General features: G+C 60.0%; 31 protein-coding genes and 3 tRNA genes. 11 read left to right on the forward strand and 23 right to left on the reverse strand.

Going from position 1 to position 21,401, the window contains the following annotated elements; all coding sequences use genetic code 11:
• Positions 1-71: 71 nt before the first annotated feature.
• The 7 genes from JQ629_RS32335 to JQ629_RS32365 all read right to left on the reverse strand — a co-directional run bounded on the left by JQ629_RS32335 (position 72) and on the right by JQ629_RS32365 (position 4,735).
• Positions 72-1,070 (reverse strand): threonine ammonia-lyase, encoded by a 999-nt coding sequence (locus JQ629_RS32335; RefSeq protein WP_212416057.1) that lies wholly within the window; start codon positions 1,068-1,070, stop codon positions 72-74.
• 83 nt (positions 1,071-1,153) lie between these two features.
• Positions 1,154-2,038 (reverse strand): hypothetical protein, encoded by an 885-nt coding sequence (locus JQ629_RS32340; protein WP_212416058.1) that lies wholly within the window; start codon positions 2,036-2,038, stop codon positions 1,154-1,156.
• Between the two features lie 90 nt (positions 2,039-2,128).
• Positions 2,129-2,752, reverse strand: coding sequence for a 7-cyano-7-deazaguanine synthase (locus JQ629_RS32345; RefSeq protein WP_212416059.1), 624 nt, complete (start codon positions 2,750-2,752; stop codon positions 2,129-2,131).
• A 554-nt stretch (positions 2,753-3,306) separates the two neighbouring features.
• A tRNA-Gly gene (locus JQ629_RS32350) sits at positions 3,307-3,380 on the reverse strand.
• Positions 3,381-3,781: 401 nt separating this feature from the next.
• A complete protein-coding gene (locus JQ629_RS32355; protein WP_212416060.1) occupies positions 3,782-4,147 on the reverse strand; it encodes an SH3 domain-containing protein in 366 nt (121 codons plus the stop codon).
• Positions 4,148-4,283: 136 nt separating this feature from the next.
• Positions 4,284-4,505 carry a hypothetical protein gene (locus tag JQ629_RS32360; RefSeq protein WP_212264419.1) on the reverse strand — a complete coding sequence of 74 codons (222 nt, stop codon included), beginning with the start codon at positions 4,503-4,505 and terminating at the stop codon, positions 4,284-4,286.
• 29 nt (positions 4,506-4,534) lie between these two features.
• Entirely contained in the window at positions 4,535-4,735 is a 201-nt protein-coding gene (locus JQ629_RS32365) for a hypothetical protein (RefSeq protein WP_249119398.1), read from the reverse strand.
• A 234-nt stretch (positions 4,736-4,969) separates the two neighbouring features.
• Between JQ629_RS32365 and JQ629_RS32370 the strand changes: the two genes are divergently transcribed.
• Positions 4,970-5,365 (forward strand): YciI family protein, encoded by a 396-nt coding sequence (locus JQ629_RS32370; RefSeq protein ID WP_212416061.1) that lies wholly within the window; start codon positions 4,970-4,972, stop codon positions 5,363-5,365.
• Between the two features lie 11 nt (positions 5,366-5,376).
• On the opposite strand, the gene JQ629_RS32375 is transcribed toward JQ629_RS32370, so the two are convergent.
• Positions 5,377-5,562 carry a hypothetical protein gene (locus JQ629_RS32375; protein ID WP_212416062.1) on the reverse strand — a complete coding sequence of 62 codons (186 nt, stop codon included), beginning with the start codon at positions 5,560-5,562 and terminating at the stop codon, positions 5,377-5,379.
• Complete coding sequence (locus tag JQ629_RS32380; protein ID WP_212416063.1) at positions 5,504-6,127, reverse strand: hypothetical protein; 624 nt, start codon at positions 6,125-6,127, stop codon at positions 5,504-5,506. Before JQ629_RS32380 ends, JQ629_RS32375 begins: the two co-directional genes overlap by 59 nt.
• On the opposite strand from JQ629_RS32380, the gene JQ629_RS38000 reads away from it, so the two are divergent.
• A complete protein-coding gene (locus tag JQ629_RS38000; protein WP_502753570.1) occupies positions 6,102-6,503 on the forward strand; it encodes a glycosyltransferase in 402 nt (133 codons plus the stop codon). The two genes, JQ629_RS32380 and JQ629_RS38000, sit on opposite strands and share 26 nt — an antisense overlap.
• A gap of 355 nt (positions 6,504-6,858) precedes the next feature.
• Here JQ629_RS38000 and JQ629_RS32385 read toward each other — a convergent pair.
• Positions 6,859-6,944: transfer RNA gene (locus JQ629_RS32385), tRNA-Tyr, on the reverse strand.
• 202 nt (positions 6,945-7,146) lie between these two features.
• Here JQ629_RS32385 and rlmB point away from each other — a divergent pair.
• Positions 7,147-7,974, forward strand: coding sequence for a 23S rRNA (guanosine(2251)-2'-O)-methyltransferase RlmB (gene rlmB / locus JQ629_RS32390; RefSeq protein WP_212416064.1), 828 nt, complete (start codon positions 7,147-7,149; stop codon positions 7,972-7,974).
• 60 nt (positions 7,975-8,034) lie between these two features.
• Here rlmB and JQ629_RS32395 read toward each other — a convergent pair whose 3' ends face one another.
• From JQ629_RS32395 to JQ629_RS32410, 4 genes are all read right to left on the reverse strand, one after another.
• Positions 8,035-8,493: a hypothetical protein gene (locus tag JQ629_RS32395; RefSeq protein WP_212416065.1), complete on the reverse strand. Its 459-nt coding sequence runs from the start codon at positions 8,491-8,493 to the stop codon at positions 8,035-8,037.
• Positions 8,494-8,542: 49 nt separating this feature from the next.
• Entirely contained in the window at positions 8,543-9,004 is a 462-nt protein-coding gene (locus JQ629_RS32400) for a hypothetical protein (protein ID WP_212416066.1), read from the reverse strand.
• Between the two features lie 278 nt (positions 9,005-9,282).
• Positions 9,283-9,978, reverse strand: a complete 696-nt coding sequence (locus tag JQ629_RS32405; protein ID WP_212416067.1) for a HoxN/HupN/NixA family nickel/cobalt transporter — start codon at positions 9,976-9,978, stop codon at positions 9,283-9,285.
• 142 nt (positions 9,979-10,120) lie between these two features.
• The gene (locus JQ629_RS32410) at positions 10,121-10,858 is read right to left on the reverse strand and encodes a dienelactone hydrolase family protein (protein WP_212416068.1); all 738 of its coding nucleotides are present in this window, start codon (positions 10,856-10,858) and stop codon (positions 10,121-10,123) included.
• Between the two features lie 153 nt (positions 10,859-11,011).
• Here JQ629_RS32410 and JQ629_RS32415 point away from each other — a divergent pair, with 153 nt between their 5' ends.
• The 3 genes from JQ629_RS32415 (at position 11,012) to JQ629_RS32425 (ending at position 12,071) form a co-directional block, all read left to right on the forward strand.
• On the forward strand, positions 11,012-11,356 hold the full coding sequence (locus JQ629_RS32415) for a hypothetical protein (RefSeq protein ID WP_212207323.1): 345 nt from the start codon (positions 11,012-11,014) through the stop codon (positions 11,354-11,356).
• Positions 11,357-11,499: 143 nt separating this feature from the next.
• Positions 11,500-11,829 (forward strand): hypothetical protein, encoded by a 330-nt coding sequence (locus JQ629_RS32420; protein WP_212416069.1) that lies wholly within the window; start codon positions 11,500-11,502, stop codon positions 11,827-11,829.
• Between the two features lie 167 nt (positions 11,830-11,996).
• Positions 11,997-12,071 (forward strand) — tRNA-Thr (locus JQ629_RS32425).
• A 290-nt stretch (positions 12,072-12,361) separates the two neighbouring features.
• On the opposite strand, the gene JQ629_RS32430 is transcribed toward JQ629_RS32425, so the two are convergent.
• Complete coding sequence (locus tag JQ629_RS32430; RefSeq protein ID WP_212416070.1) at positions 12,362-12,535, reverse strand: hypothetical protein; 174 nt, start codon at positions 12,533-12,535, stop codon at positions 12,362-12,364.
• A gap of 961 nt (positions 12,536-13,496) precedes the next feature.
• Here JQ629_RS32430 and JQ629_RS32435 point away from each other — a divergent pair.
• Complete coding sequence (locus JQ629_RS32435; RefSeq protein ID WP_249133646.1) at positions 13,497-13,679, forward strand: hypothetical protein; 183 nt, start codon at positions 13,497-13,499, stop codon at positions 13,677-13,679.
• Between the two features lie 808 nt (positions 13,680-14,487).
• On the opposite strand, the gene JQ629_RS32440 is transcribed toward JQ629_RS32435, so the two are convergent.
• Together JQ629_RS32440 and JQ629_RS32445 are read right to left on the reverse strand one after the other, a co-directional pair.
• On the reverse strand, positions 14,488-14,727 hold the full coding sequence (locus JQ629_RS32440; RefSeq protein ID WP_212416071.1) for a PilZ domain-containing protein: 240 nt from the start codon (positions 14,725-14,727) through the stop codon (positions 14,488-14,490).
• 840 nt (positions 14,728-15,567) lie between these two features.
• On the reverse strand, positions 15,568-15,834 hold the full coding sequence (locus JQ629_RS32445) for a hypothetical protein (RefSeq protein WP_212416072.1): 267 nt from the start codon (positions 15,832-15,834) through the stop codon (positions 15,568-15,570).
• A 139-nt stretch (positions 15,835-15,973) separates the two neighbouring features.
• Here JQ629_RS32445 and JQ629_RS32450 point away from each other — a divergent pair, with 139 nt between their 5' ends.
• On the forward strand, positions 15,974-16,237 hold the full coding sequence (locus JQ629_RS32450; protein WP_212416073.1) for a hypothetical protein: 264 nt from the start codon (positions 15,974-15,976) through the stop codon (positions 16,235-16,237).
• A gap of 42 nt (positions 16,238-16,279) precedes the next feature.
• On the opposite strand, the gene JQ629_RS32455 is transcribed toward JQ629_RS32450, so the two are convergent.
• The gene (locus JQ629_RS32455) at positions 16,280-16,555 is read right to left on the reverse strand and encodes a hypothetical protein (RefSeq protein ID WP_212416074.1); all 276 of its coding nucleotides are present in this window, start codon (positions 16,553-16,555) and stop codon (positions 16,280-16,282) included.
• Between the two features lie 551 nt (positions 16,556-17,106).
• Here JQ629_RS32455 and JQ629_RS32460 point away from each other — a divergent pair.
• Positions 17,107-17,424, forward strand: a complete 318-nt coding sequence (locus tag JQ629_RS32460; RefSeq protein ID WP_212416075.1) for a hypothetical protein — start codon at positions 17,107-17,109, stop codon at positions 17,422-17,424.
• A 310-nt stretch (positions 17,425-17,734) separates the two neighbouring features.
• Positions 17,735-18,145, forward strand: coding sequence for a hypothetical protein (locus JQ629_RS32465; protein ID WP_212416076.1), 411 nt, complete (start codon positions 17,735-17,737; stop codon positions 18,143-18,145).
• Positions 18,146-18,247: 102 nt separating this feature from the next.
• Here the strand turns inward: JQ629_RS32465 and JQ629_RS32470 are convergent, their stop codons facing one another.
• From JQ629_RS32470 to JQ629_RS32480, 3 genes are all read right to left on the reverse strand, one after another.
• Positions 18,248-19,096, reverse strand: a complete 849-nt coding sequence (locus JQ629_RS32470) for an alpha/beta fold hydrolase (protein ID WP_212416077.1) — start codon at positions 19,094-19,096, stop codon at positions 18,248-18,250.
• A complete protein-coding gene (locus tag JQ629_RS32475; protein WP_212416078.1) occupies positions 19,093-19,461 on the reverse strand; it encodes a hypothetical protein in 369 nt (122 codons plus the stop codon). The genes JQ629_RS32470 and JQ629_RS32475 overlap by 4 nt, the downstream gene beginning before the upstream one ends.
• Positions 19,462-19,556: 95 nt before the next feature.
• Positions 19,557-19,667, reverse strand: a complete 111-nt coding sequence (locus JQ629_RS32480) for a glucose transporter (RefSeq protein ID WP_209851245.1) — start codon at positions 19,665-19,667, stop codon at positions 19,557-19,559.
• A 209-nt stretch (positions 19,668-19,876) separates the two neighbouring features.
• Here JQ629_RS32480 and JQ629_RS32485 point away from each other — a divergent pair, with 209 nt between their 5' ends.
• Positions 19,877-20,140 (forward strand): hypothetical protein, encoded by a 264-nt coding sequence (locus JQ629_RS32485; protein ID WP_212270243.1) that lies wholly within the window; start codon positions 19,877-19,879, stop codon positions 20,138-20,140.
• Positions 20,141-20,233: 93 nt separating this feature from the next.
• On the opposite strand, the gene JQ629_RS32490 is transcribed toward JQ629_RS32485, so the two are convergent.
• Positions 20,234-20,473 (reverse strand): hypothetical protein, encoded by a 240-nt coding sequence (locus tag JQ629_RS32490; RefSeq protein ID WP_212036121.1) that lies wholly within the window; start codon positions 20,471-20,473, stop codon positions 20,234-20,236.
• A 192-nt stretch (positions 20,474-20,665) separates the two neighbouring features.
• On the reverse strand, positions 20,666-21,376 hold the full coding sequence (locus JQ629_RS32495) for an outer membrane protein (RefSeq protein WP_212416079.1): 711 nt from the start codon (positions 21,374-21,376) through the stop codon (positions 20,666-20,668).
• Between the last annotated feature and the right edge of the window lie 25 nt (positions 21,377-21,401).

A 21,401-nucleotide genomic window follows, 5' to 3' on the forward strand; every position in this document is an offset into this window, starting at 1 on the left:
AGCGACTTGCTACCACTCGGACCAGTTCGCCGTTATGATACAGCCAAATGTCCATCAATGTTTCCCTCTTCCTATGATTGCGCCCCGCTCAATCCGCTAGCGCCCAGAACATAACCCGCCATATCAAGGCCGACATTGCGGCCTGAGATGGTGACAGCAATGGTTTGCCCTCTTGTCGGCACCCTGCCACTCAATGCCGCTGCGAGCGCGACAGCACCACCAGGCTCGACCGCCAACCCAAACTCAACGAACGCCACGCGCATCGCGGCCATCGCCTCCTCATCCGTGACCGCCAGCGTGCCAGCCAGCCGACCCTTTATGATTTCAAAAGGGACGCTGGCCATGAAAGGGCCGCTCAGAGAATCGCAGATCGTATGCCCGCATGGAGCATTGTCGATGCAGTACCCCGCAGCCAGCGAGCGCTCCATCTTTTGAAAGCCCGCTGGTTCAACCGCATAAATGGCAGTTTCTGGCGACAAGGTTTCGAATGCAAGAAGACAACCTGCTGTAAGCCCGCCTGCAGAGCAGCAGACAAGCAATGTATCGATGGTGATATCGCTCATCAGTGCTTTTGTCGCGATTTCGAGCCCGACCGTTCCAGCCCCCGCCACAATCCAAGGGTCATCGGCCGTTGGCACAAGTATGCGGTTTTCTCTTTCGGCGCATTCAGCAGCAGCGGCAGCGGTTGCAGCCATTGGCACCTGAATGACTTTCGCGCCGAGGGCTCTGATGCGATCGACCTTCATTGGCGGCGCTGAAGTAGGCACAACAATAGTTGCGGTTGTCCCTGTGCGGGAAGCGCAGTACGAAACCGCAAGACCGTGGTTTCCGGAGGATCGCGCAACCACACCTCGAGCACGTTCGTCTTCAGTTAGTGCAGTGAGTCGATTGACGGCACCACGCAGCTTGTACGAACCGGTAATCTGCAAATTCTCCGCCTTCAGCAACAAGCGCGCACCAATCGACGCATTGAGTGTCGGAGATTCGACTAAAGGCGTTTCGAAGCAATGACCCGAAATGCGCGTCTTCGCTTCTTCCAGATCCTGGAACGTTGGGAGCCTTAAACCCATTAGTTTCCCCGGGTTCACACGAGAGGTGGTAGCTGCATCTCGTCGAAACCCGCACAACCGCGCGAGCACGGCACGAAACGTAGCTAACCCAAATTGGTCCGGCAATTTACCGCGACGGCAAGATCATCCTGACATTGGCGACAGAGATCAGCATAAAGGTCGAACACATGACTCGCCCTGATTTTCTGAATCTGTTCATTCGTTAGTACTTCGGCGATCCGATCGTCGGACTCTCCGTAATAATTAATACCACTCGAACTCTTAATTCGCTTGAAGAAGTCCACCTTGTAGTAGGCGTCAGGCTCGTCGAGCCAGTGCATATTCTGAATATTGCCCTTCAGGGAGGTCACACTCCGCCACCCCGATAGCTTGTGTGGATCGAAAGGAATTGCCAACCTTTTAGAAAGTTGTCCGACTACAAGCGGGGGATCATTGTCTCGCCATGCCTCGTGAACAAACGAGATGGCATTAATATTTCGCTCGGCCGCGCGCTGTCGAATGCTCTCAATTGATTTGAAGCATAGCAACATTATATCGATCAGATCTTCTCGCTCAGCAAACCAAGAAAAATTCTCAACTATCGACGCAGCCGTTGTGTACGGGTTGCGTACAATCGTTAAAAGGCTCAATTGCGAAGTGGGAACGTCCGCTAGAGTCAGTATATCGATCGGATTAAACGACGCCTCGTTGGTTGTGTAAGCACCCAGCGTTTCTTTGATAAAGACCGGCCCCTTGCCGGCAAGCGGCAAGCTTACACGCGATCCGTGAATACGATTCCGCAAGATAGCTTTCAGCGGCTGATAATACGTTCTTATTCCAAGCTCTGCGAACATCCGTGCAAAGAGTGTGGTTCCGCTACGGCTGGGACCAACACCAACAATCACGTTGGGACAGTCGTACGCGTTGACAATGACGTCGCTAGCGATATCAGCGTCGGCAATATATTCAGGGCGAACGCCGGCGGACATCCTTGTCCTCTTATGTTTTGTCTTTTGCGGATGAACGTCAACCGTGTGCAGGAAATCTCTTTATCTATTCACCGCTGGCGACCAGTACGCCTAGCCGGACTCGTCGTTCGCGGCGTATTCAGTTGGATCTGGCAATTGGATCTTCATGAATGCTTCGCGCCGTCGACGACACGCGCGACATCTGCCACAGTGCTTTTCACCCGGCAACAAGCAGCTCCAAGTCGCTTCGAAAGGAACACCAAGTTTTCTCCCTATCGCAAACACATCTGCCTTCCTCGTTTCCAGATACGGAGTCTTGAGTTCGAAGTTGGCTGCATTCGGCAAGCACCTGATGGCTTTCTGATACTGCACGAAGAACTCTGTGAAGCCCGGAAGATCGTCGATGTCCTCTGCGATCGTGCCATGGAAGAGTTTATTTCCTCCATGCATTCTGACGTAAGCAGCGGCTAAACCGTAGGTTGCTTCGATTACTTCGCGAAGAATGACATAACCGAACTGTCCGCAATCAACAAAATTGTCGCTTAGTTGTGGAACAGCAAGCTCAATAAGAGGTGACTTGAGCCGCGCCGAAAGCGCGCGCGCCGCTTCCAGTTCTCGTTCAAGATAGGGCTGACCGAAATTAATAAATATGCAGCTAACGTCAACATCTTGAGCAAGATCGAAGGCTAACGTCGCTGAATCCGGCCCGCCCGACGTTAATACGTATGCCCTCATCCCTTGGATCCCCTGGTCGCCATCCGTCCGTCGATCGAAACGACTGATAGCATATTGGCCGGACGATGACACGCAACAATGACCAGATCCAGCAAATATATCTCGCAAGTTGCATGCAGGTTTCGGTTAGTTTCCCTCCGACCAAGGTGCTGCACGGCTCACAGAACAGCGCGTCTTCGAGAGCCACGATCGGCGTGTTCGGAGGTCGCTTCACAGCGCACAAGGCCACCAGCGAGAGACGACGGCATCGTTTGCACTTCGCGTCGAGGAGATCGTAGCCGCCGTTGGAGCAGCGCTAAAGCGCCGCCTCTTTCGTCGGCTTATTTTCCCAACGATCAAGCACCGTATCCCGTTCGGGGTGCTGTTCAGCAAACGCAAGGATTTCGGCACGTCGCATCGGGTCCGTGACGTTCAAACGCGGTCAGTAGCCTATGCGACTCTTCGATGCTTGGGGCGTGACGAACCGGCCATTCGATAGCTCCACGCGCGGCGACGACATATTGCCGAAACAATCGAGCGATTGCGAGCCGCGGCGCGGCTCGCTGGGAAAAGGCTGGAGCGGGTGAAGGGAATCGAACCCTCGTATTCAGCTTGGAAGGCTGCTGCTCTACCATTGAGCTACACCCGCGTCGGGCGATCAACTAACACGCCATGCGGGCGGCCTCAACCACCCCGGAACCCGCAGGGAAACCGTCGGGAAACCGCCAGAAAACTGCCAAACGATGCCCGGCCGCCCGGCAAACTGGCCCGGTTCCGGCCAAAATCCGTGCCGATCCGCCCCTTAACAGCGACAGATTCGCTGCCTATACTCTTATTTCCACAAACAACGAAAGGAGGTGATCCAGTGTCTCTTACCAAGCGCTGTCACCTCGCTGGGATCGCCCGCTAGGCTCTCGCACTTAGAGGCCTGGCAACGGGGCGCTCTCAGCCCTGGACCAGCGAGTTCAAGAGTTGGGGCGCGGCGGGAGCAATCCTGCCGCGCCTTTTGTTTGGGGGTGCGGGATTGCGGCAACTCGCGACCGGAGCAATTCATCTACACGCGAGGAATTTTCGAAACACCCAACCGATCGGCCGGGAAGCGGCATTCGAAATATAGGCCCACTGCTTTCCGTTTTCGGTTGTCTGGTCCGAAATCCGAATGCGCTCGCCGTTGGCGATCTTGCCGACGATTTTTCCGTTCGGTGATGTCCGGATGTTGAGCGGCGTTCCGGTCGGATCGGCGACGACGCACGTATTGCTGTCTCGGTCCGGTCCGCTCGACTGCAATTCCTGCCTGGTGCCCGAGAGCGCCTTTTCATCATTGCCGATGGTGCCGCCGGCATTGCCGGATTGTGCAAAGGCCGCCACAACACAGCCGGCGCTCACGAACGTGCCAAGCAAGACGATCTTCAGCACGGCACGTTAAGCGCCACGGCGAACGCTGCCCCCATCTCTTCCTCCATCGCTGGCGGCATTGTTCCGCAAGCCCGGGACGAGAGCAATAGTGCCGGGCTGTTCGATTCAGAGGTTCAGAAGCTTTTGAGCCGACGGCTCACGCCATCCGGCGCTGCCGGATTCTTTCCCATACCGAGGCCAATGCGATCGCCATGCCGGTGATCCAGGGAAGTACGGCGCCGTATTCCTTGACGCTGAGCAGCAGCGCCAGAATGCTCGTCACCAGCGTGAGCATCTTCGCCATTCCGCCCTGCCCGAACAGCGACACTAGAAACGGCAGGAACAGGATGAAGAGCGCGCCCAGGGTGACGTCGGCCATTGGGGGTGGTCTCGTTGCGCGAAGGGCGGTCAGAAGCCGCAGAGATTGACCGATCGCGGACGCGCGCCGCGGCGGCTTTCGACAATGTTCTCGCCGCCATTGGTGGCCGAGCTGCCGTAATAGCGGTGATGGCCGGAGACATCGTGCCAATCGCCGGGCTGCGTCGATGCGGGCGACGCCGAATGGGACCGGGTGGCGTCACTGATGATCGAGGCTGGCTTGCGTTGCATGACCGTCTCCGTGGATGATGCGCAGTTGCTGCGTTCTGTTCATCAGTCGTTAACCTGCCGCCGCGCGTTCAAGCACCGAACCCCTATATCGTGTTTCCGGAATGTTTCGTGACCTGCCTCACCCGGCGATCGTCCGACACTTTGCCGAAACGGAATTGTCGAGACAGGCTTTTGCCAAACGCCCGCGCAGGTTCACGCACTTCGCTCGAAAACGATTTAGCCAAGGAGATATCGATGCTTTACGCCATTCTGGCCTACCACGTGGAAGCCGAGGTGATGTCCTGGACGCCGGCGGAGGACGCCGCCCTGATGACCGAGTTGCTTGGGGTTCATGACCGGCTCAACGAACAGAAATTGTTGGGGCCATCGGCGCGGCTGGGGGCGACGGGCAAGGCCCGCACCTTGCGAGGACCGGGCGCCGGGGTCGTGATCGACGGGCCGTTTGCCGAAACCAAGGAGCAGTTGCTGGGACTTTATGTCGTGGACTGCGCCGATGCCGACGCCGCGATCGCGGTGGCCCGCGACCTGCGCAAGGTCAATCCGACCGCGGTCTACGAGATCCGCCCGATCGCCCTCTATATTCCCGGCGAGCCGCTCCCGACCACGGAGGCGCCTGATGGTACCGCCTAGGGCTACGACGCTCAGGGCTGGAGTTTTGGCGGTCCGGTCAACCGGCGAATCACATCGCTGGCAAGCTTTACAACGCCGGAAATCACTGCCCCGATCAGCTCCAGAACGGCGCTCACGAACTCAAGCAGGCCGAGGAAATCAAGGAGCCAGAGCAGCAGCACCGCCGCGATCAAAATCGGAATCAGCCAGTCGAACATTTTGTTCTCTCCTGGCCGCTTGGTCGTGAGCCAGTTCGCCAGGGTTCAAGCTGCGGCAATTCGCCTGCCGCGTGTGCCGCACGCAGACCTGTGCGGGATTGGCATATTCGGCCCCGGTTTCATCGAGCGATGTCTTGATGTCGTAGCTTGACGGCGGCTGTTGCGGCAACGTCGCGACGTTGTGGCTTTCGGATTTATACTTCAGCCAGTAATGGACTGAGGAAATCGCGACGCGACATCGCCAGAACCATGCGAACGGCTCGGCGGCGGTGTTGCCGAAATTCTGGACCAGCGTCGCATCGACCGGCCGCGAGAGAATGTTGGTCTCGACCACGATGACCCGCGGCAATTTCGGATAGCTCGCGATGATCGCAAGACCCGTCAGCGGCGAGCCAACGCCGATCGCGACATTGCGCAGCCGGGTACGTAGGAAGCCGCAGGGGACGATCATGATCCCGACGCGATTCCGCACAGCGATCTCGAACAGATGAAGGAGATCCGCTTTCTCGGTCACGTCAGGGACATGCCTGACCTGCTGCGTGCCAACGAGGTATGGCGGGGGCATTCCCCGTATCCTGATCGAGGCCGCCGCAACCGGTCTGGCATCGATCGTATCCAGCCATCCCGGTTGCCGGGAAGCTGTTGAAGATGGCGTTACGGGACAGATCCTGTCGGCGACAACGGACGCCGAGACGAGACGAGACGAGACCTATCTGGTGCAATCGTCAGGTACCTCGAAAGCCCCAGCCTTCTGGCCGCGCACAAACAGGCCGCCTCCCGGCATTTCCAATCACGGGAGTTCAATCAGGCGGCGATTGGCGATCGCTTCACCAAACTGCTGGGCGTGCCTCCGGCGCCATCCGCGAAATGATCGAGTGCGTCCCGTTCTGCAATTCCCGGCGGTACGCGGGCCGTGGACAACTACCGTAAGCGTGGGGTGACACCACCGGCATCCCAACGGGATCGCCCACCACGGAGGCTGACAGGCGGTCTCGCACCGTGGTTTTGAGCAGGGAGAAAGGAGCCCATCAGCGAGGAGCTTGTTCGAACTGGCCTCAAGCGGGCCTAATCGTGCCATCGGCGATTTACACCGGGGAGTTTATTCGTTTGATTCAATGGCTTGAGTAGAGGATGAAGCCCGTGGCCCGCCTAAGCCCTCCGGGCTTCGGCGAGGCAGCCTTCGCCAAGGGCGGCCAGAGTCCGTCTTCGCTTTCGCTGCGCTCAAGCTACGCCGGACACGCATTGACCAGACGGTCTAGCGCGGCTGCGCCACGCGTAGCCCGTCAGGGCGAAGCGTGGTGGGGGAAGAAGGACTCGAACCTTCGAAGTCATAAGACGGCTGATTTACAGTCAGCTCCCTTTGCCACTCGGGACACTCCCCCGTTTAACTGCATCGCAAACCCAACCGCTTGATGGCGGCGAACAGGCCATGGATGACGTTAATACCAGGAGCCGATGGCGCGCTCCCGGTCGGGCGCGTTTATGGGCGAAGGGCCATGGCAAAGTCAACCAAGGGAAGCCTCGAAAAACGCGCCTCGAGGGACCAAATTGCCATAATCCGGAACCCGTGACACAAGCTGGCCCATGAGCGATCGCGACCGAAAACCGCCGTTCCGCCGTGGCGGCGGCAAACCCTTCGAAAAAGGCCGGAAACCGGGCGGTCGCCCGGTCTGGCGCGACCGGGACACCAGTCCGGACGGGCCGGTGATTCTTTATGGGTGGCATACGGTTGCGGCGGCTTTGGCCAATCCGGAACGCCAGATCCGCAAACTGTTTCTGACCGAGAACGCCGCCCGGCGCCTCGCCGACGAGAATATCGACACCCGCGTGCCCCCGGAACTCGTCCGGCCGAGCGCGATCGACCAGCGGCTGGGCCCCGATGCCGTGCATCAGGGCCTGCTCGCGGAGGCCGATCCCCTGCCCTCGCCGGATATCGATACGCTTGATCAGGAGGGCATCGTGCTGGTGCTCGACCAGATCACCGACCCGCACAATGTCGGCGCGATTATGCGTTCGGCCGCGGCGTTTGCGGTCAAGGCGATCGTGACGACTGCGCGTCACAGCCCCGAAGCGACGGGCGTGCTGGCGAAGTCGGCGTCCGGCGCGCTGGAAATGGTGCCATTGGTGACCGTGCAGAATCTCGCCCGAGCACTGAACGAGTTGAATGACCGTGGCTTCATGACCGTTGGCCTCGACAGCGAAGGCAGCGAAGACCTCGGCGCTGTCGCATTACAGCAACCGCTGGCGCTGGTGCTGGGGGCCGAAGGCAAGGGCTTGCGGCAATTGACGCGCGAGACCTGCAGCGTTGTGGCGCGCCTCGACATGCCCGGCGAGATCAAGAGCCTGAACGTCTCGAACGCCGCGGTGCTGGCGCTCTATATCGGCGCCTCCAGGCTGGGATTGATGAAATAAAAACAACGCCCGCTCGCAGGGATGCGAACGGGCGCCGACGTCTTGATTCGAACGTTCGGATCAGTAACGGCCGAAGCGCGCGCCGCGATAGCCGTAACGGACGCCATAGCCATAGCGAGCGCCATAACCGTAGCGGATGCCCGGACGAACGCCGTAGCGGTAGCCGTAGCCGTAGGCCCGCGGGGCTACGACGCCACTGCCGTAGCCATAGCCGTAATACGGACGATAGCCGACGACGGTGTCTTCCTGATAGACGCGGGCCGGAGCCCAGGCGCCGGGACCGGAATAGGTCGGGCCCTGGTTGACGTAGTAATATTGCTGCACGGGATCGGCGAGCCGGGCATAACCCCAACCCACGCCGCCACAGGGATTGCAGCCCGCCGAGGTGTAGGTCGCAACAACCGGTGCGGCGTAGACGACCGGCGCAGCGTAACCGCAGTTGGCGTAACCGCACGCCATCGCGGGCGCAGCGGCCGTCACGGCGACTGCCGCGACCAGTCCTGAAATCAGATGACGCATTACTCTCTCCTGTAGGTGTTTGCCTGTTGGTGTTCTTGTTGGCGTGGTCTTATGGGCGTGGAAGTAGTCCCGTGGGATGCCGACGTGGACGCCGGTCGTCCTGCGGTGCGTAGATGATCTCGGGCGGATTGACGGGCACGTTGGATTGCGCCGGCAGCGGCGCCGACTGTGCAGACCAGGATTGGTGATAGCTTTCGGCCGGCTGCGGCAACCTTCGGTTCGCCGGCGGTTCGATTTCCAGACGGCCGTAACCGGGCAGATGACCCGCGCTCGGATAATAATGACCGACACGCGGAACCGGATCGACATAGCGGCCACCATAGACGGTCGGCTGCACATGCGTGCCCCTCAGGAGGCCCCAGTCGCCCTCGACCACCGAATAGGATGCATCGACGCCGTTGATGATGACGGGAACGCCGGGGCGACCCGGAATCACGATTTCAAAGCCGCCACCGGCCAAGGCCGTCGACGTCGTCGCCATCAGAATTGCCAGTGTCACGCCAATGCGCATCGCTTAGGGTCCCGTTTTCCTCTGACCGCAATTTAGTCGAACCGGCACCCCCAAGGGTTAAGGGGCCGGACCAAACTGCCGGTAAGGCTAACGCGTCAGCATCCCCCGCCGTTCAATTGCGAGCGAACCCGATCAGCAATTGTTAACGGGGCGAGCGGATCCCTCCCTCGTCATTCCGGGGCGATGCGCAGCATCGAGGCCGGAATCCATCGGGCGGCTGGGCGCGCGGTTGAATGGATTCCGGGCTCGCGCTTCGCGCGCCCCGGAATGACGAGAGCTCACGCAAACAGGTTTTCGACGAGGGTCGTAACTCCGATGGCGATCGTGATGATGCCGACGGCGCCCTGCAGGCCGCGATTGGCCCATGTGAGCCAGCGCGCAGACAGCGCGAGGGGCACGGCAATGACGGTGGACAATGCGCCCATGCCGATCATCGAGCCGACCCCGAACAGCGCGACATAACCGAGGCCGGCCGCCGGACTCGACGCCTGCGACACCGTCAGCACCAGCAGCGCAGCCGAGCCCGCCATGCCGTGCATCAACCCGACCAGCAATGTGCGCCAGCGAAAACCGTGCTCGTGGGCGTGCGCGGTGCGCAGATGCGGCGTGGTTTCGCCGGCATGGCTGTGGGCGTGAACATGCACGGTGCCGTCGCCATGGCCGTGCTTGTGAAAATGCACGCGGTCGCGCCACAGCCGCCACAGCACATGCGCGCCGAGGCCGACCAGCATGATGCCGACGGCGGCCTCCAGCGGACGCGCCACGCTTTCCGGGATCGCGCTGCCGAGCAAGATGGCTGCGCCTGCGAAGACGAACAGCGTCAGCGTATGGCCGAGTCCCCAGGTCAGCCCGTGCCTGACGATGTCACCGACACGGCTGCGGCGCGCGGCGATACTGGAGACGGCGGCGATATGATCGGCTTCGAGTGCATGTTGCATGCCCAGCAAAAACCCAAGCCCCAGAATTCCGAACATATGCCCCCTGCCCTTCCGTCATTGCGAGCCCAGCGAAGCAATCCATACTTTCTTTGCGGCCCTATGGATTGCTTCGCTTCGCTCGCAATGACGTTTCGAATTTCCTTATGACACCGCTTGACCTGATTGTCAGAGGCAATGTTCACACCCGATTGGTATCTTCGGAAAACACCTCATCAAACAGACTCAACATCGATGCCCACGAGCGGCGATCGGCCTGCTCATTGTAGAGCGCGGTGCGCATCATCGAACCGTCGGCGGCGGGATTGGTGAATCCATGCAGCGTGTTGCCATAGAGGATGACCTGCCAGTCGCGGACGTGGCCTTCGCGCATCTCGTTCTCGAATGCGGCGACCTGATCGGGCGGCGCCAGCGGATCCTCCGCGCCGGTCAAGACAAGCACACTGGCCTTCACGCGGCCGGGTTGCGCGGGCATTTTCGTCGCCAGCACGCCGTGGAAACTGACCACCGCCTTGAGATCGGCGCCCTCGCGCGCGAGCTCCAGCACCACCGAACCGCCGAAGCAGAACCCGATTCCCGCGAGCCGGCTGGTATCGACCTCAGGCAAATCCGCCAGCGCCGCGAGCGCGGCGCGGCCGCGGGCGCGGAGTTTTTCCGGCTCGGCACGCAGGCCGCCGACCAGGGTCGCGACTTGCTGCAGATTGCTCGCCTGCCGCCGGTCACCGAACATGTCGGCGGCGAGCGCGATATAGCCGAGGTCCGCAAGCCGCCGCGCGCGTTCCATCGCAAACTCGCCGAGCCCCAGTCCCTCGTGAAACACCAGCACGCCCGGCCGCGGACCTGCGGCATTGTCGTTCCAGGCGAGATAACCCCGCAGATTGACGTCGTCGCAGCGGTAATCGAGGTCACGCGTCGGCATAAAATTCTCTGAGGGACTCTTTTAAGGTGTTGGGTGGGCGTCAAAAATGCGGGAGCTGGAACATCACACCGGTTTGAACGCCGCACAACCCAAAATCGGAACATCCAGCCCTGCGATCGGTTGGCCCCGCACAACATTTGCGGAGAGCAACCAATGACAAAGCTGAAACTTCTGGGCGCAACGGCATTGCTGGCGGCGACGATTGCGACACCTGCGATGGCGCAGCAGTGGACGAATGATTACAACTATCGCCATCGATCATCCGGCTTCTGGCCCGGCGAAGTCGCAGCCGGTGTCGTCGGCGGCGCGGTTGGCGCAGCGGGCGCGATTGCGACCGCCCCGTTCCGCAACAGGGATTCTTACGCCTATTACGGCGGGCCGGCCTATGACGATTCCTATGCCTATCCCGTCCAACGCCCGCAGAGCCTGCGTCCCGCCTGCGGCATTCAACCCGACGCGACGTATATGGGCCCCGACGGACGCTGGCGCCCCTGCTAAGGGGTGAGCAGTAAGTCCGGGCCAATAACGCCGAATTGAATTGCGGCCAGGGAAAATAAGGAACGACCTTGCACCCCAGACTTGGCTTGGCGTGACGAAAACTGGTGTCACGAGAAACCTCGCGTCACGAAAAGGAGAACCGTATGACAACAATCAAAATCCTCGGCACGGCTGCGATCATCGCATCTGTGTTGGCGGGCCCGGCCATGGCGCAGCAGGTCACGAACACCAGCAACTATCAGCGTCAGGCCTATCCGGATCAGGCCTATCGGCAGAACGGCAACTGGCGGAACAGCTACAACCGCTGGGATGACCGCAGCGGCTTCCGGGCGGGCAACGCCGCCGCAGGCACCGCGTCCGCGATGGCAGTCGAACCGATCGGCGGCGAAGAATACGCCCGCCGCAACGGCTTCGTCTGCATCCCCGGCACCCTGTTCCGCGGCGAAGACGGCCGCCAGCATATCTGCCAATAGGGCCACTTCGAGCAATGGAAAAGGCGGCCGAACGGCCGCCTTTTTCCTGCGCAGGCTTAATGGGAACGGCTTTAGAGGTGCTGGCCCTTTGCGGGCAAGTCTGGTATTCGACCCGCCGAAGATGAGCGGAACGGGTTATTTTTGCTGGCCCGCCATCGCTTCAATTCGCCGGTTTAGCTCAGCGGTAGAGCAGCGGTTTTGTAAACCGAAGGTCGGGAGTTCAATCCTCTCAACCGGCACCAGCGTCTCTTGAGTGGTGCGAGGGACTGTCACCGCCTAGCAACATCCAGGATGTTTCGCTTCTCGGAGCACCAATTAAGACTCCCCTGCTCGAAAGTCTTGCGGCAGATTCCACGTTACCGGGGTTGGGAGTATTGTCATTGCACTGACAGTCAATTTTCCCGGACGGGGCCGCAGCGCGCAATGCCTGCGGCCTTTTTCTTTTGCGGCAAAGGCCGGTTCATTTGCCGGCAAAGGCCGGCGCACAATACCCATCGACCAAAATGGCTGCGCGCGGCGCGCTCCGCTGCAATTATGCAAACAGCCAATCGTAGGTCTTCGCAAGGAGCTTGCTAAGCAGGTAGAACCAACCTGCCATTGCAAGGACGACAGGAACGAAGAAGGCCACGCCAACGATCACTTGCTCTCGCTTTTGGCCGCTGGCGGCCACTGACACTTTGACGTCCGCTTTTTCGCTGGAGCTCATACACTCACCGTGTGGGGAAAAGGCGACAACTCGCCCCGTTTCAAAAGTAGCAAAGCGCGCGACCGTGATGGCCTCAGCATTCTATTGTTCGCCTTGTTGGCCGCCTCAATTGGCGGCCTCTTCCATTCGCAATGCCGCTGAGAAGCGGCCCCAACCTCGGGGCTGGGGGCTGAGTTGGGGCCGCCATTCCAACCGTGGGCAATGCGGAAAAAGGCGGCCTACGGTTAGCCAAATTACCGCAACTCGGTTGATCGTTCCGAACTAGTTTGGAGTACCTCGGTTGGCGGCCTCTTTCGTTGCGCCGATAGAACCGCAATCCGTCGTCGCCCGAACCCCGAACGCACCCGCTGCTGGCACGTCCACTGGTCGACCCGATCGCGATCCAGTCGGGTCTGCCGGTCAAGGCCAAACAATGGAGATGGGACGTCGCTTCTACTCGGACATCGCGGTCTCTGATTATCAGCCACGATGCACGGAAGCCGACTTCGTCGAGTATCGGTGCCAGCGCGCGGCTAGCTGTGGCTGCACGAGTCCTGGACTTCGTGAAGTACACACCGGCCGGCGCGCATTTGCTTGCTTAACGGTAGCGGCCTCGCCGTTAGCGGTCTTACTTAACCCATTCGGGTGATGTGCACGTTTTCCGCGAGCGAGTGGGAACCAAAGCGCAGTTTAGCAACTTACTCACTCACCTTTGGCGGGGTGAGCAATGAACGACTTAAGCAGCGATAAACTCTCAGGACCGGAGAAGCCCGAGCATCGTATTTGCAGGTGTGGCGCGCAGCCCAAAGTGGTTCACAAGATGATGGACCCAACTCGTGGCTTGACGGTACGAATGTTTGAATGTCAGTGCGGCGAACGCAGTTGGACCGAACATAAAGACTGAACTCTTCCGATAAGCTCCTTACGACTGCCGCTGGAATGACCAAAAGCGATAGAGAAACGGGGCCGAAGAGGCGCGGCAATGATAAAGCAATCTGAAATCTACCGGCAGAACGCGGAGAACTGCCTGCGTCTGGCTGAGGCTGCAGAGAACGAGCCCGCTCACAAGCGCTTCAAGCGGATGGAAGCGGCCTGGCTCGCGTTGGCCGAGGAGCAAGACTGGCTCGACGGGGAGACATCAGCCAATACCCAAAAGACCAAATGATGCTGTACGGTCCGACTGAAGGCGAAGGGGAATAAATGGACCTGCTGTCGTCGATTGACTTGCCGCATTGGCTAATGATCGCTGGAGCTGTCTTAATCGCAATGGGCTGCCTTGGTCTTGTGTTTGGCCGGAGCAGGCAAGCCGCTAGTAATCTTGATCCTGATCCTGATCGTGATTCAGTACAAACTGCTTCGCGCCCCATGGCCGGCAAATGACCGTGCAAGATGTCTGATATCCCAGTTCGGACGCTCTTGGCGTCGTGGCACAAGGCCGAGAATTTCGCTCGGTAGCATCCCGTCACTATCGTAAGAAGCTGGTGCTGAACTGGGATTGCTGTGAAAATGTCCAAAATTTGCCGGGCTTTGTACCGGGTAAACGACAGACCTTACCCCTTCCCTCATCCACTTAGGTGATTGGTCCCTTTCAATTTTTCGGGTGGCCCTTTTTGGCCCTCGCCAGCGCCGCGATCTTGCCGCTCTCTGTTCATCCTCCAGAGTGAGTAGTCCCGGAACAGAAAAAGGCAGTACTGGCCTATATTTCGCCCCCTAATCCCTAATCGGCTGTTTGAGCCAGCGGCCTGCTTTTTGAACCAAAGGTCCGCGCGGGAATCTCAGCGGAAACAGCTAACTCGCGCGAATGCGCTGCCCAACGCGCCGGTGGTCCTCAGACCAGATCTCGATGGTCGGATGGTCTTCAAGAAATTTGGCGCGCCCCCGCTCCGCGGTTTGCGAATTGGTAGCGGCGAGGTCATAGCGGGCCAGCGCCATCCCGCTCAGGTCGACCGCGTAGGACGACGCTGGGTGGCATATCATTGACTCCCGCCGAACCGTTTCTGGCTTCCCTCGAAATACCCATTGAATTTGACGCCGATCAACTTCTCGGTTCGCCATATCACCGTGCAGCTGATGCGCTCAGCGGCGATCAGAAGTGTAAATTGCGCCGGGATGCCCACCGGGCTGACTACCTCAAGCCCCGCTCCAGTCTCGGACTGGTTGCGAATGAGACAGGCGATTGTGCGTCCGCTGAACTCGATGATACCGGTCTTCATGAAGCGACCCCTGGTCCGCGCAGTACGCAGGCCAAACTGGGGGACGACCAATTTGCGCGACTTGCAGCCACGCTAACCCTGTTTAGAACGGTCGCAACGAAACTCGCGTGTTAAGCTTGACGTCCGCGTTGCGGGTTAATTCTGGAACCGCAATCGCTGCAGGCGAACGGACTGCCGCGCGCCGATCTCAAGCGGGCTCGTCCGGCATCACGCCGGCCTAGATGGCATCAGAATCCACGGATGGTCTACATAGCGGGCAGTCGTTTGGGAGTTTTTATGCCCGAGCAAAGAGCGGGCAGAGGTCGGCTGAAGTCGAACAGCCCGCTCAGCGAAGCCGTAAGGCGAGAGACCGAGGAGGAAGCCAGATCATGGAGTATCGGGCATTGCTCAGAGTGGTCCAGGGCATCGATCGAAAATGGAAATGGTTTGTCGCTCCAGCGTCAGGTCGACGGCAAGGCGAAGCGCGGGTGACACCCGCGACGCAACGAGGCTAATCCTTCTCGTCGAGGTCGGGAACTTCCCACAACAAGAACGCCATAATGATAAGCGCTGGGGTCCAAGCTAGCATGGCCCCAAATGCAATGGCCTGCACTGTTGTCATGATCACTCCGGGGTTGTCCCAACCTTGGGTCACTTAACCTAACGCGCTGGCTCTGGATAGCGGCATTGTGAAACTGTTCACAAATAATGACATTTTTCGGCAATAGTCATGGTCGCCGTAAGGTATTGATATGATTGAATGCGGGACGGTTTTGTAAACCGAAGGTCGAGAGTGCAATCCTCTCAACCGGCACCAGTCCGCGTTCTAAGTGACATATACGACAACAACGCTTGCACCGTTTACATCAGCATCCGTATCAGCCACGCGAGCCCGAGCGCAGCGATCATGACGCCGACGCCGAGCACATCCACCGCGTATTCGGAAATCGCACGAGAGCCGTCTGGCAATCTTGAAAATGGATTCCAGCTCGACCCTTCGGAGTGATCGACTTTCACCCGATTGAAGGTGAAAAGCGCGAGCGCGGCCCAACGGATAAAGAAGCAAACCACGTGGCGGACATAAGCCGCCGGAGCCGCCGGCGAGCTGACACCATTATACTTCAACATGGCACCTCCCGAACAATGGCTTGATGAATACGGTTCTGAAGTGTGCACTTCGAATTGTCCGGCACCTAAAGCAGCTTTCTGCCCTCAATCCTCGATATTCACAGCCACGGCGAGTTTCCCGTTATCCTCGCTATTCACAGTGAGCATTTTTGGCGCCGCTCTCTGTGAGCCGCTTTATGCAGACCGCAAGATCAAAAAATCTCAAGCGACTCTTGACCGGGAATCGCAAATCAGAACCTGTACGGCCTTGCTTCAGAGGGCCACCGTGCAAGATCCATTTACTGATTTCATGACTGGCAAGATTTCCGAACGGCACGCCAAACAGGACCGGCGCCTATTCGGCCTGATGTATCTCTGTATCGCAGCTTTGATCGTGCTGGCCGTCGCGAAGCTGTTCGTCTGAACAGCGCATAAGAAAAAGCCCGGATTGCTCCGGGCCTCTTCGTTACCAATGATGGTAGTGTCGATGATAGTGGCGGCGATAGTATCGTGGGCCATCGTCGTAATAGCCGTACGGCTCACCGCCGTAATAGCCGTACCTCGGTCCATAATGGTAGCCACTGTTGTAGGCGCTGGCTGCCGCGGCGGCGCCCAGCACGCCTGCGGCCACACCGAAGCCGATCGCCGCGTTACGCCCGCCGCGGGCCTCGGCCGGCGAGTTGACGACAGCGGTTGTCGCAAGCGCGGCAACGGCTGCGAGAGCGAGTGTTATCTTTCGCATGTGCGCTCCTTTCCGTTGCCGGGTTAACGCGTGCCGAGCGAGCCTGTTGCAGGAACTTGCCCAGGTTAGTTTTTGCATTTTTGGGAAACGGAGTTCTGTTCCGGTGATTCAGCAGAGTTCCGGAATGCGGTTCGTCGATCGCGCGTCTGCTTGGGCGCAGATTCTGCGGACTTCCTGCATGGCGTAGCTGAGCTATCGACTGCTGATCCGCTCGACATCCGGCGCTCTCGGACTCTTGTCCGACCGGTTCGGATCATCGACCCGGGATTTGAGATCAGCGGCCTTCTCGACCAGGCCCGCTGCCACATTCGGGTCCGTGACTGTCCGTGCGAATTTGAGAAGCGTAGTTGCCTGACGCGTCAGATACTGCCTGCCCACCACCGCTGTTATCTCCCGCTTGCCTGTCCGCAGACCTTACGTTGCAACGCGGGAATCGTTCCGAGCCCTGTGTTACGAAGTGCACATTTAATCTTTGTTCCATCCGATACCTGCGGCATTTTGGGTTCCCGTGGCCTCCCGGAACCAACCCCGGCCGATCACGTTTTTGCTGCATGAGAATTCGGGAAGAGAACTGCAATCTGGTGTTGCTCACCGGCGTGACGCTGGTGAGCGCTGTCATCGCAGGCGCCGCTGGCTTTTGGGAACCCGCCTCCGCCGTGAGCCAAACCAGGCCGGTCTATGCCGCCGCCGCGACGATGTCGTCGGCCGCCACGACGTCTTCGCCGTCGGCCGCCGCGGCGCCTTCGCCCTCTTCCAATGCCGCCGCGGCGTCGCCAGCGGCACGGCAACCGGCCCGTCTTGTCGACCAAACGCCGGTCCGGGTGATCGGCGCGCCCTTCGTGCCCAACACCAATCCACGCGAGCGCTAAGCGGGATGAGGGTCGGGCTGTGACTGCCGACCATTTTTCCTCATGCCTTACGCAAGGCACACCCGGGCTGCGAGCTGCCCATTCTACTGTGCATGTCTACTGTGCACGGGGTTGTTTCGCCATTTTGTGTCTGGGCCCTGCGGCGCCCCCGATAGCACCCGCTGGCGGAGTCGCTACGCAGGGTGCTCCACTGGTGTGTCGCCCTTTTGTCACCTCGCCGGCAAATCGAATGCCTTCATTAGCCAAGTTCAACACTTGCCCTTGATTCCACAAAGGCCTTTTGCTGGAATGATTTAGGCTGAGGTGTGCGATGAAATGGATGAAAGAACGCGACCTCCTGATCGCGCAGACGATGGCATTCGTGCAATCGGTGACCGGAAAGAAGCCGGACGCCGCGCAATTCCTCGCGAATCCGGCCTCTTTCGTAAGCCCGGAAGCGCCCGCACCCTTTGACGTGCCCAAAGCCACGCCCGCGGTGTCGATGCCTGACATCGAGGCGATGCTGGCTGAAACCATCTCCGTCGCGCCGCCGAAGCCGGTCCAGAGCGCACGTCCCGAGCCCAAGGTCGACTTCCAGTCCGAGATCCGCGCCCGTGTCGCCAATTTCCGCGCGCATCAGGAACGCTTCAACCGCGAGCGCGAGGCCTATTGCAGCGCCACCATGGCCAAGGTCCACGCCGCGCTGCACGAAGACACCGCACCGCCGCCGCGGGGCAAATAGCCGTTCGCCCAGGTCCTCTGCTTTCAGGTCCTTTTGTTTCAGGTCCCTTTGTTTGACGGGTTTTCTTAACGCGAACCGGAATCCACTTCGCTTGAAAACCCTTTAGGCCCTGCCGATCTTCTCCAGCACCGGCAGCAGGTGCGTCAGAAACAGCTCCGGATTTTCGCTCATCGGGAAGTGGCCGAGCCCCTTCATGATGGTGACTTCACAACCCCTGATGCTGTTGGCCACATCAAGCGTCTCCTCCGGGGTGCAGGAGTAATCATACTCGCCGGACAGCAGAAACAGCGGACAACGCCCGGTGTCGATCTCTGCGACGCGGCCGCGGATGTCGCCGTCGAGCTTGTAGAAATACAGATCGCCTTTGAAGACGCCGGGCCCGCCCTGCATATAGTGCCAGATCGTTTCCCAGCGCTCGCTGTCCGGCGCATCGGGGCCCACCAGTCCGGAGACGATGGCGCCGCAGACCTCGCCGCCATGCACATCCGGCCGGTGCAGGAAATTCAAATCGTAATAGGGATCGACATGCGCGCCGGCCTGCAGGCCGATGATGGCGCGAAAGCGCTCGGGGTGTTCGAGCGCCAGATGCAGCGCCATGCGGCCGCCGATCGAGCATCCGATCAGGATCGGCTGATCGAGCTCGAGTGCCGCTGAAATTTCCAGGACCATGGTCGTGTATTGCGCCGAGGTCAGCTGGTATTCCTCCTCGTGCCAGCCAGCCGGCGGCGAGGATTTGCCGTGCCAGGGCATGTCGAAGGCGATCACGCGATGTTTTGAGGTGACGCGCGCGTCGTTCATCAGCGCGCGGTATTGCCGGCCGTCGCTGCCCGCGGTGTGCAGGCACAGTAACGGCGTGCCCTCGCCCGCTTGCTCGACATAGATGCGGTGCGGCCGGCCGAACAATTCCAGATGCATGTAGCGGCCGACGATCGGCTCGAACCTCGCGCTCATGCGCCGGCTCCCGTGGCGCGGAGCTTGGCGAGCGCTTCCTTGAAGTAACGCAGATGGGCCATGAAGATCTGCAGATCGCCTTCGGCCCTCAGCACGCGCCGCTTGATCAGCGCCAGCAAGTCGTTGGAGCCCGGCGGCGGGCGGGCGCTCCAGAATTTCTTCCATTCCTCCTCGGAGGCGCGAAGCGCGAAGGCCGAAGACGGCATCACCAGCGGCCCTGGCGTCACCGACACGATTCGGCCCTCGTAGATCGAAATCAGAAAGGCTGACTGGCCGACCTCAAGCAGGAAGCTGGTCGTGAGATAGCGGCCGCGCCGGACCAGTCCCGCATCGCCATTGACCCGCGCTTGCAGCGTCTCGATCATTCCCGTCCCCGTCCCTGCAATGTCGTCGGGCCGCTTCACGGCCCGCTTATTGTCTGCATGATGGGTGGATTGAACGCGAGGTCAATCGCCAGCCGTTAGAGCCAGGCGTAGACCAGCGCAACGTTGGCCGCGCAGGCCACCAGCAGCGCGACCGTGAGCGTGAGTTGGACACGCTCGCAGGAGTGAGTCTGGAGGATCGTTCTCATGGCCGAAACATCCAGCGATTCTAGCCGCGGAGTCTCGGGGATTCTTTTTCGCAGGATTCATGACTCGTTTACGACTCAGGGACTCCGCCAAAATACCGCCGAAATGGGCCATTTCAGCCCTTCGTGAGCCCTGAACGGGCGGCATACCAGCCAAGCCAGAACCCAAATGGGGCTGCAACGTTGACCGTTTTTGCTGGAGCCCCCCACGCATGCCCTACGCGCTGTTCTGCCAAGAGGCCAAGCTAAGCAAGGCCTATCCGACCGAGGCCGATGTCTGGAGGCTGGCCCGACAGTCGGGGCTCGTGGTCGATGCGGTTTCCGATGAGGAAAGATCCGAACCGCGACCGGTGCTGGACAATGACTACGAGATCAGGCCCTGCCAGCCGGACCCAGACGAAGATCCGGCGCGCAACAAGGCCGAGGCCGAGCGCGACGCCCGATCGGTTCTGCAGTTGGGTTCGAAAGCGGCCTGACGCAGCCGCTTCGCGGGTATTGCTGGCGGAGATAGAGGCGCAGGCGAACAGCCCCGCCTTACGGCCGGAGGAAAAAATCGAACGATCGCCTTCTTAAGGCGTCGCGGCTGCCAGTGAAGCCTGTTCCGAGGCAAGCACGACGCAAGCCTTGCGACGGTTCAGTCCCCTGATCGCGCCGGTCACCTTGAGCACCTTCCCAACCGGACAGTTGGCGTCCTGCACGAAGGCGATTTCATAGGGAGCAAGGATGAGCGGTTCTGATTTCAGGACAGTCTGGGCAAGGCATGGCAGCGACGCTGCGGAAAATATCAGCCCTAACGCAAAAGCACGCATGTTTGATTGTCCAACCAGCCGATTGGATCATAATAGCCGAAGATGACAAAAAGTTGCGTGCACCGCGAAAATTATTTTTTGCGGGCTGCCAACAGCTGCGGATAGCCGTTCGTGCCCTCCTGCAGCGCCTCCTGAAAACAAAAAGGCCGGCTTCCCGCCGGCCTTTTCTCGTCTGGTTACGTAGCAAGCCCGTCAGTATTTGGAGGCCGCGGGGCCACCCCAGCCAAACCGATAGTTCACGCCGACCTTGACGGTGTGTTCGTCGTTCCGGAAGCTCTGGCCGGTGATGTCGGCGGGGCCAGCCGTGAAGGTGGTTTTGCCGAAATCATAATACTGGTACTCGGCCTTGGCCGACCAGTTGGGCGCAAACATGTATTCGAGGCCGCCGCCGACGGTGTAACCGTCCTTGCGGTTGCCGCTGGTGGTGAAGCCAGCCGGGACGCCGCCCACGGTGACGCCGAGATTGTTGCCGTCGCGCCAGGCATAACCGCCCTTGGCGTAAAGCAGCGCCGGACCCCACGTGTAGCCGACCCGGCCGGTCACCGAACCGAGCTGGTCAGTACTGGTAGTCACGAGCGTACCGCCCGGGAACAGCGCACCACTATTGTTGCCGCTCAGCCAGCTGTACTGGGCTTCGGCACCCACCACCCAGTTGGGTGCGAATTGGTAGTCGAAGCCGCCCTGCACACCGCCGAGGAAGCGCGCGTCGCTGCTTTGCAGGGAGTCGGTACCCGCAAACGCCCCGCCGACATGGCCGCCGATGTAGAAACCGGTCCAGTTATAGACCAGCGCCGGCGCGGTGTAGGCTGGCGCCTTGGTATAAGGGCGAGGCTGGATGTCCGCCGCGAAAGCAGGAGCCGCCATTGCAGCCAGCGCGGCAGCGCCGAGCAAAATCTTTTTCATCTTCATTCCCCGTGACTAACGTTCC

It is taken from the genome of Bradyrhizobium sp. AUGA SZCCT0222, assembly GCF_018130205.1.
Taxonomy (GTDB): Bacteria; Pseudomonadota; Alphaproteobacteria; order Rhizobiales; family Xanthobacteraceae; genus Bradyrhizobium.